At 64.0% G+C, this 14940-nt stretch carries 20 protein-coding genes and 1 pseudogene; 19 read left to right on the forward strand and 2 right to left on the reverse strand.

Going from position 1 to position 14940, the window contains the following annotated elements:
* From groEL to QZX93_RS00875, 4 genes are all read left to right on the forward strand, one after another.
* A partial coding sequence (gene groEL / locus QZX93_RS00860) for a chaperonin GroEL (protein ID WP_295394292.1) occupies window positions 1-1072 on the forward strand: 1072 nt, incomplete at its 5' end.
* Between the two features lie 216 nt (window positions 1073-1288).
* Complete coding sequence (locus QZX93_RS00865; RefSeq protein ID WP_295392898.1) at window positions 1289-1576, forward strand: nucleotidyltransferase family protein; 288 nt, start codon at window positions 1289-1291, stop codon at window positions 1574-1576.
* Window positions 1566-1946: a HepT-like ribonuclease domain-containing protein gene (locus QZX93_RS00870; RefSeq protein ID WP_295392899.1), complete on the forward strand. Its 381-nt coding sequence runs from the start codon at window positions 1566-1568 to the stop codon at window positions 1944-1946. The genes QZX93_RS00865 and QZX93_RS00870 overlap by 11 nt, the downstream gene beginning before the upstream one ends.
* Window positions 1947-2072: 126 nt before the next feature.
* Window positions 2073-2537 carry a hypothetical protein gene (locus QZX93_RS00875; RefSeq protein WP_295392900.1) on the forward strand — a complete coding sequence of 155 codons (465 nt, stop codon included), beginning with the start codon at window positions 2073-2075 and terminating at the stop codon, window positions 2535-2537.
* A gap of 68 nt (window positions 2538-2605) precedes the next feature.
* Here the strand turns inward: QZX93_RS00875 and QZX93_RS00880 are convergent, their stop codons facing one another.
* Window positions 2606-3451: a helix-turn-helix domain-containing protein gene (locus tag QZX93_RS00880; RefSeq protein WP_295392901.1), complete on the reverse strand. Its 846-nt coding sequence runs from the start codon at window positions 3449-3451 to the stop codon at window positions 2606-2608.
* Window positions 3452-3899: 448 nt separating this feature from the next.
* Between QZX93_RS00880 and QZX93_RS00885 the strand changes: the two genes are divergently transcribed.
* From QZX93_RS00885 to QZX93_RS00955, 15 genes and pseudogenes are all read left to right on the forward strand, one after another.
* Window positions 3900-5489 (forward strand): arylsulfatase, encoded by a 1590-nt coding sequence (locus QZX93_RS00885; RefSeq protein ID WP_295392902.1) that lies wholly within the window; start codon window positions 3900-3902, stop codon window positions 5487-5489.
* Between the two features lie 138 nt (window positions 5490-5627).
* Window positions 5628-6599 carry a transporter gene (locus tag QZX93_RS00890; RefSeq protein ID WP_295392903.1) on the forward strand — a complete coding sequence of 324 codons (972 nt, stop codon included), beginning with the start codon at window positions 5628-5630 and terminating at the stop codon, window positions 6597-6599.
* 6 nt (window positions 6600-6605) lie between these two features.
* Window positions 6606-7469, forward strand: coding sequence for a bile acid:sodium symporter (locus QZX93_RS00895; RefSeq protein WP_295392904.1), 864 nt, complete (start codon window positions 6606-6608; stop codon window positions 7467-7469).
* Window positions 7470-7493: 24 nt separating this feature from the next.
* The gene (locus QZX93_RS00900; RefSeq protein WP_295392905.1) at window positions 7494-7769 is read left to right on the forward strand and encodes a hypothetical protein; all 276 of its coding nucleotides are present in this window, start codon (window positions 7494-7496) and stop codon (window positions 7767-7769) included.
* A gap of 51 nt (window positions 7770-7820) precedes the next feature.
* Window positions 7821-9326: an arylsulfatase gene (locus QZX93_RS00905; protein WP_295392906.1), complete on the forward strand. Its 1506-nt coding sequence runs from the start codon at window positions 7821-7823 to the stop codon at window positions 9324-9326.
* 52 nt (window positions 9327-9378) lie between these two features.
* Window positions 9379-10230 (forward strand): DUF2092 domain-containing protein, encoded by an 852-nt coding sequence (locus QZX93_RS00910; protein ID WP_295392907.1) that lies wholly within the window; start codon window positions 9379-9381, stop codon window positions 10228-10230.
* A gap of 11 nt (window positions 10231-10241) precedes the next feature.
* Window positions 10242-10739: a DUF6515 family protein gene (locus QZX93_RS00915; RefSeq protein WP_295392908.1), complete on the forward strand. Its 498-nt coding sequence runs from the start codon at window positions 10242-10244 to the stop codon at window positions 10737-10739.
* Window positions 10740-10815: 76 nt separating this feature from the next.
* Window positions 10816-11217 (forward strand): hypothetical protein, encoded by a 402-nt coding sequence (locus QZX93_RS00920; protein WP_295392909.1) that lies wholly within the window; start codon window positions 10816-10818, stop codon window positions 11215-11217.
* Between the two features lie 80 nt (window positions 11218-11297).
* On the forward strand, window positions 11298-12068 hold the full coding sequence (locus QZX93_RS00925; protein WP_295392910.1) for a diguanylate cyclase: 771 nt from the start codon (window positions 11298-11300) through the stop codon (window positions 12066-12068).
* 25 nt (window positions 12069-12093) lie between these two features.
* Window positions 12094-12279 (forward strand): annotated as a pseudogene (locus QZX93_RS00930) (EAL domain-containing protein); the annotation flags it as partial.
* Between the two features lie 94 nt (window positions 12280-12373).
* Window positions 12374-12784, forward strand: coding sequence for an EAL domain-containing protein (locus QZX93_RS00935; RefSeq protein ID WP_295392911.1), 411 nt, complete (start codon window positions 12374-12376; stop codon window positions 12782-12784).
* Window positions 12785-12826: 42 nt separating this feature from the next.
* On the forward strand, window positions 12827-13315 hold the full coding sequence (locus QZX93_RS00940; RefSeq protein ID WP_295392912.1) for a type II toxin-antitoxin system VapC family toxin: 489 nt from the start codon (window positions 12827-12829) through the stop codon (window positions 13313-13315).
* Window positions 13312-13512 (forward strand): hypothetical protein, encoded by a 201-nt coding sequence (locus QZX93_RS00945; protein ID WP_295392913.1) that lies wholly within the window; start codon window positions 13312-13314, stop codon window positions 13510-13512. Before QZX93_RS00940 ends, QZX93_RS00945 begins: the two co-directional genes overlap by 4 nt.
* A gap of 16 nt (window positions 13513-13528) precedes the next feature.
* Window positions 13529-13837, forward strand: a complete 309-nt coding sequence (locus QZX93_RS00950) for a UPF0175 family protein (protein ID WP_295392914.1) — start codon at window positions 13529-13531, stop codon at window positions 13835-13837.
* Entirely contained in the window at window positions 13830-14330 is a 501-nt protein-coding gene (locus QZX93_RS00955; RefSeq protein WP_295392915.1) for a DUF3368 domain-containing protein, read from the forward strand. Before QZX93_RS00950 ends, QZX93_RS00955 begins: the two co-directional genes overlap by 8 nt.
* Window positions 14331-14491: 161 nt before the next feature.
* Here the strand turns inward: QZX93_RS00955 and QZX93_RS00960 are convergent, their stop codons facing one another.
* Entirely contained in the window at window positions 14492-14767 is a 276-nt protein-coding gene (locus tag QZX93_RS00960; protein WP_295392916.1) for a hypothetical protein, read from the reverse strand.
* Window positions 14768-14940 lie beyond the last annotated feature (173 nt).

Raw genomic sequence — 14940 nt, forward strand, 5'->3', positions numbered from 1 at the left:
GCAGTTCGACCGCGGCTACCTCTCCCCCTACTTCATCAACAACCAGCAGGGCCAGAGCGCGGATCTGGAGGCGCCCTACGTCCTGCTGCACGACAAGAAGATCTCCAACATCCGCGAGCTGTTGCCGGTGCTGGAAGCGGTTGCCAAGTCCGGCAAGCCGCTGTTGATCGTTGCCGAAGACGTGGAAGGCGAGGCCCTGGCCACGCTGGTGGTCAACACCATCCGCGGCATCATCAAGGTTGTTGCGGTCAAGGCCCCGGGCTTTGGTGACCGTCGCAAGGCCATGCTGCAGGACATCGCGGTGCTCACCGGCGCTACCGTCATCGCCGAAGAGGTTGGCCTGTCGCTGGAGAAGGCCACGCTGGCCGAGCTGGGCACCGCCAAGCGCATCCAGGTGGGCAAGGAAAACACCACCATCATCGACGGCGCCGGCTCCGAGGCCGACATCAAGGCGCGCTGCGAGCAGATCCGCAGCCAGGTCGAAGAGACCAGCTCCGACTATGACAAGGAGAAACTCCAAGAGCGTCTGGCCAAGCTGGCCGGCGGCGTGGCCGTCATCAAGGTTGGCGCTGCCACCGAGATGGAAATGAAGGAGAAGAAGGCGCGCGTCGAAGACGCCCTGCACGCCACCCGTGCCGCGGTTGAGGAAGGCATCGTCCCCGGCGGCGGTGTCGCCCTGGTGCGCGCGCTCAAGGCCATCAAGGATCTGAAGGGTGCCAACCACGACCAGGACGTCGGCATTACCATCGCCCGCCGCTCCATGGAAGAGCCGCTGCGTCAGATCGTCGCCAACGCCGGTGACGAGCCGTCCGTGGTCCTGCAGAAGGTCGCCGAGGGCACCGGCAACTACGGCTACAACGCCGCCAACGGCGAGTATGGCGACATGGTCGCCATGGGCATCCTGGACCCCACCAAGGTGACCCGCCGTTACGCCCTGCAGAACGCCGCCTCCGTGGCCGGCCTGATGATCACCACCGAGGCCATGGTGGCCGACGAGCCGAAGAACGACGGCCCGGCCATGCCTGGCGGTGGCGACATGGGTGGGATGGGTGGCATGGGCGGCATGATGTAAGTCGCCTGGCGTCACCGGTTTGGTGATGGAAAGCCCCGCCTTGGCGGGGCTTTTTTTGGTCTCCACGTTCGCGTCTGCGGTTCCATCTCCGCGTGGCGAACGATCCGCCCCAGCCACCAACCCGCTTGCCTGTCGCGCTCAACGCGCCTAGGATCAGCCTCTATCCGGATCGGCTGGTTGAGGTTCCTATCCCAACAATGTTGACGCGAGACGCTGTTGTCGCTGTGCTGCGCGAGCAAAAAATTCCGACTTGCGCAGGAATTTGGTGTCCGTAGGATCGGCCTGTTCGGTTCCTTCGCCAGAGGGCAGGCAACCGAGGCCAGCGATATCGACCTAGTGGTGGAGTTCGATGGTCCGATTGGGCTGCGTTTCGTCGATCTGGTCGAGGACTTGGAGCGGGTGTTTGGGCGCAAGGTGGATCTACTGACTCCGGCCGGCGTTCACTCGATACGCCGCCGCGAGGTAGCAAAGGCGATTGCCGAGGACATCTTGTATGTCCAGTAGAGGGGGCCCGGAGCGTTTGGCTGACATCCGGGAGGCCATTGACCGGATCGCCGGGTACGTCGGTGCGATGTCATACGAGGAATTCCTGCTGGACAATAAGACGCAGGACGCGGTCATTCGGAACATCGAGATCATCGGTGAGGCCGCGAAGTCGGTTTCGCATCCCGCCTTTGCCGGCCGCGTCCTCCCTGTGGATACCGCAGTGGCCCGCAGTTGCGCACGGCTCCATGTTCCGGCCCCCCGTCCACTGCGCGATTCTTTCATTGCGGCCACTGCACTCGTGCATGGCATGACGGTCGTGACCCGGAATGTCCGCGATTTCGAGCCCTCCGGGGTATCGATCCTCGATCCATGGGGCTGGGGTCTATGATTGCCCAAGGCGGTCGGTGGGTCTGATAGAGTAAGTGAAGCAGGTCGCGGGGTGTTCTCATGGGAGAACATCTGTGATAGGCTAATGCCTATGTGCGGCCATGATTGAATCGCCCGGGTGAATAGAATGCAAGAGACATGCAAAGCAGTAGCAAGACTCATTTTTGTATTTTTCCTCATGGGCGGCGGCTATGCCCATGCGGAAAAATTAGGCGAACTCAAGTATGTGAGCAATGGCATTACAATCCATCTCACTTTCGAGCGTCAACACACCTACATAGCGATAGATAATCAATCGCGGCATAAGCTTCGGATCAGCCCGGGAAACTTGAAAATAGTCACTAAGACGGGTGTGTTACAGGAGGTTTGTGGGTTTAGTGAACAACAGACGATGGGGCATGCCATGCTGATGACGCCGCTGGTCGTTGCGCGCGGTGAGCGTACGCTCGCGACCTTTTCTTATTGTGGCGTCTCGAACGTCATCGCCGATCGGATAAAAATCAAGAGTATTCGTATCGGAAAAATGCATGTCTATCCAAGCAGCGCCACTCGGTTGATCGGCGGGCGCGTGGATAACCCCATGTTTTATTAATAGGTCGTTGCGCAACCTGTTATAGCGATTCGCACGGACAAGGCGCAGATGCCGCGCGCTGCCGACATTCAGCCGAGCAGGTTCGCCCCGGTATAGACGCCCTGCCGGGCCAGGGTGGCGGAGGGCAACTCACCGAATAGCGACCGGTAGTCGGCGGAGAAACGACCAAGCTGGTAGAAGCCGAAGGTCATGGCGATCTGCGCCACGGTCGCGCCCCCGCGCGGCGTCGCCAGCAGGGCGCGGCGCGCGGCGTGGAGCCGCAGTCGACGGATGAACTCCATGGGTGAGGTCCCCAGTCGCTCGCGAAAGGCATACTCCAGGGTGCGCTGGCTAATCTCGACCTGGGCGCACAAGGCGGCGACACTCAAGCCGGCCAGGTCCGCGGCACGCACATGGTCGATGGCCAGATCGAAGCCGCGTCGGCGCCGCGTTGCCCCATCCAGCAACGACCTGGGTGCGGCTAGGCACAGGGTGCGCAACAGGGCCTCCAGCAGCTCGGATTCCAGGGCAGCCACGGCGGCGGGATAGCCCATGACACGGGGATCGGCGTGGAGGCGATTCAACAGACGCCGCAACCAGGCCCCGAGGATGCGCCGGCCCCGCGGTGTGGCCGGCAGCAACCGCGCCCCCGCACAGCGCTCCATGGCCAGCGCAGTCAGCGGATCGACCTGCGAGCGCAGCCAGTCCAGGCGCATCAGGGCGATCAGATGATCCTGCCCGGCATCCATCCGGGCATCCAGCGCATCGGGTAAGGTCGCGGGAATCCCCTGCTCGGGCAGCGTCGCCCCCCAATAGTGCGAGTGCCCACCCAGGCGAATGGGCACCGTAAAGCCCAACATCCCGGGCGGACTCAGGCCTTGGACGCTCAGGCCGCCGAGGAAGGACTCCCGATAGAGCAACCAGTTGGGGGTCACGAGGGCCTGTTTGCGGTTGCGAAAGGGGCCGCCGGTGCACAGGGTGAGGCAAGCACTTCCCAGGGGTGCGAGGCGCTCTCCCACACGCAGGGGTCGTCGATGTCCTGCACGGCGACAAAGGCGCGGGGTGGATGGGCCAGCGGGCCGGCCACGGTTGTCTGTCTCGGCGTTTCCAACCCTTCCCCCCAGTTGCGGAAAGTGCATCGACCCCGGGCGGCATTTGCCCTAAAGTTTTCCAGCGGATTCTACCAGCACTCACCGCGGTGCCGCTGCCTCATCGGTCCGGCCTTATGGGGCAGGGGACAAGGTCGACCAATCCCAACCCATCAGCGGTGGCCACCCGGAGTTTTCCACCCGATTGCGGAAAGTGCATAGACCCCGGGCGAGGCTTGCCCTAGCTTTGCCGTCAGGTTTTTTGTCCCCAACGATCTAACCCGGAGTCCTGCCAATGAAGCGATCCCTGCTCGGTCTGCTCGCCGCCGCGGCGCTGCTGATCCACCTGCCCGGCCTGGCGGCAACAGCGGCGGCGCAGAACGCGCCCGCGGCGACGCCTGCGGCGGCAGCGGCAGCTAAGCCCAACATCCTGGTCGTCTTCGGCGACGACGTCGGCATCCAGAATGTGAGCGCCTACGCCAACGGCGTCGTGGGCTACCGCACGCCCAACATCGATCGCATCGCCAAGGAAGGTGCGATCTTCACCGACTATTACGGCCAGCAAAGCTGTACCGCCGGGCGCTCGGCCTTGATCACCGGTCAAAACCCCTTCCGCACCGGGCTGTCCAAGGTCGGTCTCCCCGGCGCGCCTCAGGGCCTGCAAAAGGAGGACCCGACCATCGCCGAACTGCTCAAGCCCTTGGGCTATGCCACCGGTCAGTTCGGCAAGAATCACCTGGGCGACCGCGACGAGTTCCTGCCCACGGTCCACGGCTTCGACGAGTTCTTCGGCAACCTCTATCACCTCAACGCCGAGGAGGAACCCGAGAACGAGGACTACCCGAAGAACCCCGCCTTCCGGGAAAAGTTCGGTCCGCGCGGTGTGCTCCATTCCTGGGCCAACCCCGACGGGACCCAACGCATCGAGGACACCGGGCCGCTGACCAAAAAGCGCATGGAGACGGTCGACACTGAGGTCCTGGACGCGGCCGAAGGATTCATGACCCGGGCCCAGCAGGCCGGTACGCCCTTCTTCGTCTGGTTCAACACGACCCGGATGCACAACTTCACCCACGTCATGGCCGAGCACCGCACATCCGGCCTCGGTGAATATGCCGATGGCATGATCGAGCACGACGCCCAGATCGGCCGCTTGCTCGACTATCTGGACAAGAGCGGACTGGCCGACCACACCATCCTCCTCTATACCAGCGACAACGGCCCGATGGTCTGCCTGTGGCCCGATGCCGGCGCCACCCCCTTCCGCGGCGAGAAGAACACCAACTGGGAGGGCGGCTGGCGGGTGCCGGCTATGATCCGCTGGCCCGGCGCCGTGAAGCCCGGGACCGTCGTCAACGACATCGTTGCCGGGGAGGACTGGCTGCCGACGCTACTGGCCGCGGCGGGCGCGCCTGGGGTGAAGGACACACTCCTGACCGGCTATCAGGCCGGCGCCAAGACCTTCAAGGTCCACCTCGACGGCTATGACCAGACCCCTCTGCTCACCGGCAAGGGTCCAGGTGCGCGCCACGAGTTCTTCTATTTCAGCGACGACGGCGACCTGTTGGCGGTGCGCTACGAACATCTGAAGATGCACTTCATGGTGCAGAACGCCACCGGGATGGACGTCTGGCGCCGGCCCTTCGAGACCCTGCGCGCCCCGCTCTTCTTCGACCTGCGCTCCGACCCGGGCGAGCGCGGCCAGGAGGGGATGGGCTATAACGACTGGTGGTACCGCCACTCCTTCTATGCCATTCCGTCGCAACGGATCGTCGGCAGCTTCCTCGCCTCCTTCAAGGAGTTCCCGCCCCGCCAGAAGCCAGGCAGTTTCACGGTGGAGAACGCACTGGAGGCCCTGAGTCAACCCGCGAGCGGCAGCCGCTGACGCCGACGGTATCTCCTTCGGATGAAGGGGACAGTTGGCTGGAGATGTACCTTGCCTTTGATCGGGGAGGTCAGGGCGAGGGCATCCAATCGCGGTTGCTGAGAATGCAGCAGATCAACTCGACCGGGGCGAAACACCATGCAACTGACAAACCATCTGCCGGGCGCGCCGGCCTGGCCCTTGGCCCTGGCACTCACCCTGGGAGGCCCGGGGCTGGCGCTCGCCGCGGAGGGCGGGGTCGGCCATTATCTGCCGGGCGGCATGGCGACGCTGATCGACCGGCCGCCGACCAAGCCCGGCTGGGTGGTGGAACCGATTGTTCTGCATTATGAAGGGTCGGCCTCCGCCTCCCGGGCGATCCCCATCGCGGGGACCCTGACCGCGGGTCTCAGGGCCAGCAGCGACGCAGTCATGCTCGGCGGTCTATACACCCTGACGCAGACCCCGTTCGGCGCCCACTACAGCCTCGGCGCCTATGTCCCCTATGTGTGGGCCAGCGTCACCGCCCAACTCGACACCCCGCTCGGCACCGTGCGGCGCCGCGACCGGGCCGCCGGGTTCGGGGACCTGACGCTGATCCCCGCCATGCTGGCCTGGCAGACCGGCTTCTGGCAGGTCAGCGCCACGCTCCCGGTCTATGCGCCCACCGGCCAGTACCAGCAGGGCCGGCTGGCCAACCCGGGACTGAACTACTGGACCTTCGACCCCACGCTGGGCGTCTCCTACGGCAATGACAAGAGCGGCCTCAATGCCGCGCTCTATCTGGGGCTCGGCATGAACACCGAGAACCCCGCCACCCGCTATCACAGTGGCTCCACCCTGCACCTGGACGCCAGTATCCAGCAATTGCTGCCCGTTGGACCGGGCTTTCTCGGTATCGGTGCGCAGGCCTTCTACCTGGAGCAGGTGACGCCCGACAGCGGCGCTGGTGCGCGCCTGGGCGGTTTCCAGGGGCGCACCGCCGGTGTCGGCCCGGTGCTCAGCTACGTCCTGCCGCGTGGCACCAAGACCTTGGTTGCGGAGCTGCGTTGGCTGCCGGAATTGGACGTGAGCAAGCGCCTGACGGGCGATTACATCTGGCTGAAGCTTGTTTGTCAGTTCGGGAAGTAGGCCGCCATGACCGCCACACTCCTGTTGTTGCTCAAGGCCGCCGTCGGGATCATCATCCTGGCGATCGGTATGGACTCGACCCGCGGAGACCTCATCTATCTGTGGCGGCGGCCCGGGTTATTGCTGCGCTCGCTGCTGGCGATGTATGTGCTGGTGCCGCTGGCGGCCTTCGCCCTGGTGAAAGTGCTGACCCTGCCGCCCGCGGTGGAGATCGGACTGCTGGTGCTGGCGGTCTCGGCCGGGGCTCCACTCTTGCCGCGCAAACTGATGCGCATCGGCGACGGCGCCTTCACCTTCAGCCTGGTGGTGACCTCCTCGGTGCTCGCCATCGCGCTGGTCCCTGCCTGGCTCTGGCTGCTCGCCCCGCAGTTCGACAACCCGCCGAACCTGGCGCCGGCGCGGGTTGCCTGGGTGCTCACCAAGTCCTTTTTTCTGCCGCTCGCCGCCGGGATGCTGATCCGCGGCCTGTTTCCGGCCTTTGCCCAACGTGCCGCGGGCTGGCTGATCGGCGCCGCCGGGGTGGTGCTGACCCTGAGCGCGCTGGTGCTGATGGGGCTGCACTGGGACCTGCTACTCGAGGCCCGCTGGGGCGGGGTACTCACACTGGCGGCCCTGATCACGCTGGCGCTGGCCATCGGGCATTGGCTCGGCGGCCCCGCGGAGGATGATCGCACCGCGCTGGCCATTGCCTGCTCCACCCGTCATCTGGGGATCGCGGTGCTGGTTGCCTCCGCCATGCCTGGACCCAGGACCGCCGTCATTGTCACCGTGTACATACTCACCTCGGCCCTGATATCGATTCCCTATCTGCACTGGCGTCGGCGGGTCTCGGCCCGCGCTGCCAATACCTCCCAACCAACAACGCCCTGACAAATAAGAAGCGAGAATCTTGCGATGACCATCCTGAAGCGCGCCTCGACCACTGCCCTGATGTTGACCCTGATCGGCGCCGCCGCGTCCGGCAGCGCCGGTGTGTTGGACCCCGATTGTACCGCGCAGAAGGCCGCCAAGAGCGCGGCGGCCAAGGCCACCGTCGGGGTCGGCGGGCGCTGCTCGCCCGCCGAGGCCGCCAAGGACACCGCCAAGCGCGCGGCCGGCGGCGTGGACAAGGGGGCGGTCAAACAGGCGCCCGGCGCGGCCAAGGACACCGCGAAAAAGGCCGTGAAATAACAGAGCGACGAAGACCTCCCCGCCCCATTGGATGACCGGAGTGCCCCCTAGATGACACCGCGTACCCTTGCCCTCTTATCACTCGTCTGCCTCGGCCTGAGCGCCGCGGCGGTCAGTCAGGCCGCCCCGCCCGATCTGGCGCCCCCCGCTGCGACCAAGCCCAATATCATCGTCATCCTGGCCGATGACCTGGGCAACGCCGACCTTGGCTATCGCGGCAGCGACATCCGCACCCCGAACATCGACGAACTGGCCAACGGCGGCGTGCGGCTGGAGAACTTCCACGGCATGCCGGTCTGCACCCCGGCGCGCGCGGCCCTGATGACCGGACGCTATCCGATGCGCCAGGGTCTCCAGACCCTGGTGATCTTTCCCAACCACCGCTATGGTCTGCCGACCGACGAACGGACCCTGCCGCAAGCGCTGAAAGACGCGGGCTATGCCACCTATATGGTCGGCAAGTGGCACCTGGGCCATGCCGACCGGAGATTCTGGCCGCAGAATCGCGGCTTCGATCATTTCTATGGCAATACGGTCGGCGAGGTCGACTACTTCACCCACAAACGCGCCGGCGTACTCGACTGGCAACGCGACGGCGTATTCATCGACGAGGAGGGCTATTACCTGGACCTGATCGGCAATGAGGCGGTCAAGATCATCGAGCGTCAGCCCAAGGATCAGCCGTTCTTCCTGTATTTTGCCTCGCTCGCCCCGCACGCACCCTATCAGGCCCCGAAGGCTGGCGAGGACCGCTATGCCGACAGCATTGCGGACCCGACGCGGCGCACCTATGCGGCCATGATCAGCTCACTCGACACTCAGGTCGGGCGGATCGTCAAGGCCCTGGATGAGCGCGGGATGCGCGACAACACCCTGATCATCTTCTCCAGCGATAACGGCGGACCCCGCAGCGCGGTGGTGGCCAGCGGCGCCCACTCCCCGGAGGAGCGCGCCGCGAGCGGCGTCACCCAGGACGTGCTGCCGGCCAGCAACGGGGCATTGCGCGGCGGCAAGGGCAGCCTGCACGAAGGCGGGGTGCGGGTTCCGACCATCTTCAACTGGCCGGCCCGCCTGCCGCCGCGGGTGGTCGAGGAGCCGCTGCACCTGGTCGACATCATGCCCACCGCCATGGCCCTGGCCGACGCACCCGCCAACCCGGCCGCCAAGCCGCTCGACGGCAAGGATATCTGGGCCACCGTCGCCACCGGTCAGGCGTCGCCGCACGACGACATCCTGGTCAACGTCGAGGCCTTCCGCGGCGCGGTCATCAAGGGCCAGTGGAAGCTGGTGAAGATCGCCCTCCTGCCGGGCAAGACCGAGTTGTTCGACCTGAGCGCCGACCCGGGCGAGCAGACCAACGTCGCCGAGCAGCACCCGGAGGTCGTTGCGGACCTTGAGGGCCGACTCATCGCCTATGCCAAGCAGCAGAAACCGAGCGAGTGGCTGAAGGCCCAGCCCGACTACCTGGGCGCCCAGGGCCAGACCCTGTTCGACCCGGATTTCGACATCGACGATGGCGGGATGCCGCACCTCAAACCGGACCTGCCGCAACCCTGATGGCGCCGGCTCTGACCGACACCCTGATTTCAACCAAACGAGGCCCCAGGTCATGATAGTCAAACCGAACGCTCTCACCGCAGCGGTACTTGCCGGCCTCGCGCTGGCGGGTACTGTGGCAGCACAGGAACCACCGCCGGCCGCCGCGGCGCCGACCCACGCCATCGATCCCGCGGCCATGCAGGCGCTCACGCGCATGGGTGGGTATCTGCGCGGGCTCACCAGTTTCAGCGTCGAGGCGACCGATTCCACCGAGGATGTCCTGGACTCCGGCCAAAAGATCCAGCTGCTGAAAACGGTCGACCTCCAGGTCCGCAAGCCAGACCATCTGCGCGCCGATGTCGTGACGGATCAAAAGGCGCGTGAAATCTTCTATGACGGCAAGCACTTTACCTTGCTGACACCCGGCACCGGGTATTACGTCACGGTCGCGGCCCCGCCCACCATTGGTGCGCTATTGCAGGAGGCCGAGGCCAAGTACGGTATCGAATTCCCGTTGGTGGACCTGTTCCTGTGGGGCGGGGAGGCGGACGCGACCGCGGACGTTCAAGAGGCCATGGTTGTCGGCACCAGCAAGATTGGCGGACAGGTTGCAGACCACTATGCCTTCCGTCAGACCGATATCGATTGGGAGATCTGGATTGCCCAAGGCGCCGCACCCCTGCCGCTGCGTTATGTCATCACCACCAAGGACGAGGAAGGACTGCCGCAGTACGCGGCCAACCTGAGCTGGGACACGCAGGCCAAGCCCGCTGACGCGGTCTTTACCTTCACCCCGGGCAAAGACGATCACCCCATTGCCATTGTCGACCAAGCGGCGGCCGGGGACGAGAGCCAAGACGCGAAGACCCCGGACGACGCCGCAGCCACCCCCTCTACCACCACACCAGCGGCGACGCACTAAGGAGACGCAACATGACACTCCTAACCAGACCAACCCTCGTTCTGGCCGCCGCCGGCGCCCTCTGTCTCGGGGCTACCCTGATGACCTGGGATGCCGCGGCACGCGGCGGTAACGGCGGCGGCCGGGGTGGCGGCGGGGCCAGAACCTCGGTACACCACGGCGGCGGCAACGTGAACCGGGGCGCCAACGTCAATCGCAATACCAACGTCAATCGCAATGCGAACGTCAACGTCAATCGCACGGCCAACGTCAACGTCAATCGCAATGCCAACGTCAATGTCCGCGGCTACAACGGCGGCTACAACAACGGCTGGAATCACCCGGTCGGCACTGGCTTGGCGGTGGTGGGGGCGGCGGCCGTGATCGGCTCGATCGTCTATTCCCTGCCGCCCTCCTGCTCGATGGTCCAGTCCGGTGGCGTCACCTACCAGCGGTGTGGCTCAACCTGGTATCAGCCGCGCTATTCCGGCACCAGCGTCCAGTATGTGGTCGTGAACTCACCCTATTAGGATGTAATTAAAAAAAATACGCTCGCCGGGCGTGCGTCCCGGCGGTGCTGCCGATCATCGACCCAAAGAGGAAAAAATGCCGTATGAAGTCATGTGGGAGGGGCGGTGCGCCTATACCCGCTTCTGGGGTGAACTTTCCGCACAGGAATACAACCAAGCCCAAGATGTGGTCTTTGCCGACCCGCGCTTCGATGCACTGCGCTGCAAGCTATCCGACTTCCTTGAGGTGACCAGCGTCCTGGTCACAAAAGAGGACGTGGAATATTTGGCGACTTATAACCACGGTCCTAACCTGACCAACCCAAATGTCCGTTTCGTCTATGTCACTACAGACGAGCGTATCATTGCCTTGATAAGGCACGCGGCGACACTATCCGCCTATGAATTAGGCATTTTTTCGACTCTCAAAGAGGCAAGAAGCTGGGGCAGTGAAGGCACGACCAATCGCTCGATGGGCACCCGAACTTGGATAGGGTGAGCGGGGGGCGTTGGCGAACCTCTTTTTCCCTACCGACGCTTGTCGATCCCCTCGCCCGACCATCCCACCCTGGACCCACCATGTCCGCCCTCAGCGACCAGACCGACCGTATCCTGACTGAGCGACTTGACAGGCTGCGCGGCGAGACATCCAACGGCGCCGACCCCGAGGGCGTGGCCCATGACCTGCAAGTCCATCAGATCGAACTGGAACTCCAGAACCGGGAACTGCGCGCGGCCCAACAGGCGCTGGAGGAATCCCGTGATCGCTACGTGGGCCTCTACGACTTCGCCCCGGTGGCCTATGCCACGCTCACCCGCGAGGGTCGGATCACCCAACTGAACCTGACCGCCGCCCAGTTGTTGGGAGTGGAGCGGGTGCAGGGGGAGGGCCTGTTCTTGGCGGCGCGGCTTTCCCCCGGTGACAGCCGCACCCTGCTCGGCAGCCTTGGCCGGGTGCTGTCGACGGGCGAGGAGGAATCGATCGAGGTCGGCCTGGGACGCCCGCCGGCCACCCGGCGGGAGCTGCGCCTGACGCTTCGCTGGGAGGAGCCACGCTCGACCGGGGAGGCCCCGCCGACCTGCCGGGTCATTCTCTCGGACATCACCGAGTACCTACACCTGACCGCCCGGCTCCAGGAGCGCGAACAGCAACTGGAACACCTGGCCGAGCATGACCCTCTGACCGGGCTGCCCAACCGCCTCTTGTTCGCCGACCGCCTGCAGCAGGCGCTGCGCCAAGCGCACCGCGAGGGCTATAAGGTCGCCGTGCTCTTCGTTGATCTGGATCGCTTCAAGTCGATTCCGCAACGCCGATGCGGCCATGTATCGCGCCAAAGGGCAGGGCCGTGACGCCTTTCGCTTCTATGCCGAGGAGATGACAGCGCAGGCCCTGGCCCTGGTCTCGCTGGAAACCGACCTGCGCCAGGCGCTGGCCCGCGGGCAGTTCGTGCTCTACTACCAATCCCAAGTCGAGCTTAAGACGGGCCGCCTCGTCGGCTGCGAGGCACTGATCCGTTGGCAACACCCGGTGGCCGGCCTGATCGAACCGGGGCGCTTCATCCCCTTGGCGGAGTCTATCGGGCTCATCGCCCCACTCAGCGCCTGGGTGGTGCGCACCGCCTCTGGCGGCCGCGACGATTGCGCGCCTGCAAGCCATGGCCATCGCGGTCGGCACGGACGACTTCGGCACCGGTTATGCGTCCCTGGCCACCCTCAACGGGTTGGCGGTGAGCGAGATCAAGATCGATCGCACCTGCGTTGCCGGGCTGCCGGCGGACATCAAAGCGTGCGCCCTCACCCGCGCGGTGATCGCGCTCGGCCGGACTCTGGGCTTGCGCGTGGTCGCCGAAGGGGTCGAGACCGAGATCCAGGCGGATTTTCTCACCGCCGAGGGGTGCGGCATCGGCCAGGGGTATCTGTTCAGCCGGCCGCTCCCGGCGGCGGCGTTTGAGGACTATGCGCGCGGGGTGACCCCGATGCGGCCCGAACTGGACGGCTTGGACCCTTGTGCGGACGCTACGGGGCTAGCGAAGCAGAAGGTCGGTCCCGCCGCGCGCCTGATGTGATAGCCTAGCCTACGGCATAGGTTCAACAACGAGCACCGAATCATGCAGATCGTGAAACCAACGATCTATCTTGAAACCTCCGTCGTTTCCTACCTGACCTCCCGGCCTAGCCGAGATTTGATTACGGCAGCCCGCCAGCAAATTACACGGGAATGGTGGGAGCTGGCGCCAGGCTATTTTGACATCTCTATTTCAGACCTGGTGATCGAAGAGGCGGCAAGGGGCGATCCGTCGGCGGCCATGTTGCGCCTTCAGGCGCTTCAAGATCTGCCTGTACTGACCATCGAGACTGCTGCACGGGTGTTGGCGATTTCGATTATGGAGGCCGGAGCGATTCCCGCCACCGAGCCGGAGGACGCGCTCCATATCGCCATTGCAACGATCGCACAAGCGCACTATCTGGTTACCTGGAATTTCGCCCACCTCGTTGGCCCGGATACAAAGCTCCGGCTGTTGGATACCCTGCGCGCACTTGGTCACACTCCGCCGCTGCTGACAACACCCGAAGAACTGCTGGAGATTGCAAAATGATGCCCGACGAAGCTATTCGAACGCAATGGGTCACCACAGGTGCGCCCGATGAAATCCTCGCGGAACTCTGGGAGGTGAAACGCGAGCTCAATCGCGCGGCCGATTACCGTATCGATGTCCTGGTGCAGATGGCCCATGAATCTGCCGAGCGAATCCGGCAGCAATGGCGACAGAATGAGGACCGTAGGTTGGAGTGAGGAACGAACCCCAACGATGCACCTGCCGCACTTTAGCTATTCAAATCGTCCCACCACCGTCATGGAAACCGCCATGCAAACATTGACCCTCCCCTACGCCGATGACTTGCTTCTCACCTCCGGCCAGGCGCCCGAAGCCCTTGCAGCGGAGTTGCGCTTTCTGCTGGCCGTTAAGTTATTTGAACTGCATCGCCTGTCTATCGGTAAGGCCGCTGAATTTTGCGATATGGGCAAGGTACGGTTCTTGTTTGAGTTGGGTCGGTTGCAGGTGCCTGTCATCAATTTGGACGACGACCAGATTGCCGATGAATTGAGCGATGACTAGCCCGGTGGTTGTTGCCGACAGCGGCCCTTTGATTGCACTTTCGATCATTGGCCAGCTGGATTTACTGCGACGGCTGTATGGCCAAGTATTGGCACCCCCAGCGGTTTGGGAAGAAGTGACAGTGCGCGGCCTTGGACTTCCAGGTGCCCATGAGGTCAGCCAGTTGCCTTGGTTGGAAATCAAGGCACCTGAAACGCCGCTATGGCAAGCGTTGGCGATCCTGGTTGACCGCGGCGAGGCGGAGGCGATTGCTTTGGCGCAGACCATACCGGATAGCACGGTGCTGCTTGACGACGCGCGGGCACGACGTGTCGCCGAACGTTTCGGCATTCGCCGCATCGGCACCTTGGGTATCCTACGGAGGGCGAAAAACGCCGGACTGGTGGAGCAAGTAGGTCCGTTCGTCAAGCAACTGCGCGAGAACGGCATCTATATGCGGCAGAGCCTTGTCGAAGCGGTGCTGAGTGATGTGGGAGAGATGGACGGCTTGTAGAATGCTGGCAGATAAGGGGTTCAAATGCCTCTTCGCTCACGGGTATCGACGACGACCGACTCAAGCATCCTGATTGCGGATCACATAGGCGTCATGCTCGGCCTTGATCATAATCCCAGCCACCTCGCTGCCTGCAAGCCCGCTGGTCCGCATAGCGGACCCTACAGATCGCGACCTTGCGGTAGGGTCCGCTGTGCGGACCGATCAGGGCCGGCCGGAATGATGATCGAGGCCTCATGCTCCGTTGACAGGTCTGCCGGTCCGGCGATACGGACCCGGCGTAGGCGCGCAAAGAGGGTCTCTGTCTGCCCCGCGTCCTCGGCCTGGGTATCGACCACGACGACGCGTACGGCCCGACCGTCGAGTTGCCGCTGATGCTCCGCCGTGATGTGGAGGATACCGTCGTGGACGGTGGTCTGAAACTCGATCGCGTGCATGGGACGGACTCCGCTGGGTTCAGGTCGCCAGGCTAAGGTGATTTCCGTTATAGAAGTTACCCGAAAACCGGCTGGATAAAGATGTCCCATTTTGGCAAAGTCGGGCTACGCTTCAATCTCGCTTCGACATCTTTCATCAACCTGTTTGAGAGCCTGATGCCTTTCGCATAGAC

The sequence above is a fragment of the uncultured Thiodictyon sp. genome (assembly GCF_903946935.1).
Taxonomy (GTDB): Bacteria; Pseudomonadota; Gammaproteobacteria; order Chromatiales; family Chromatiaceae; genus Thiodictyon.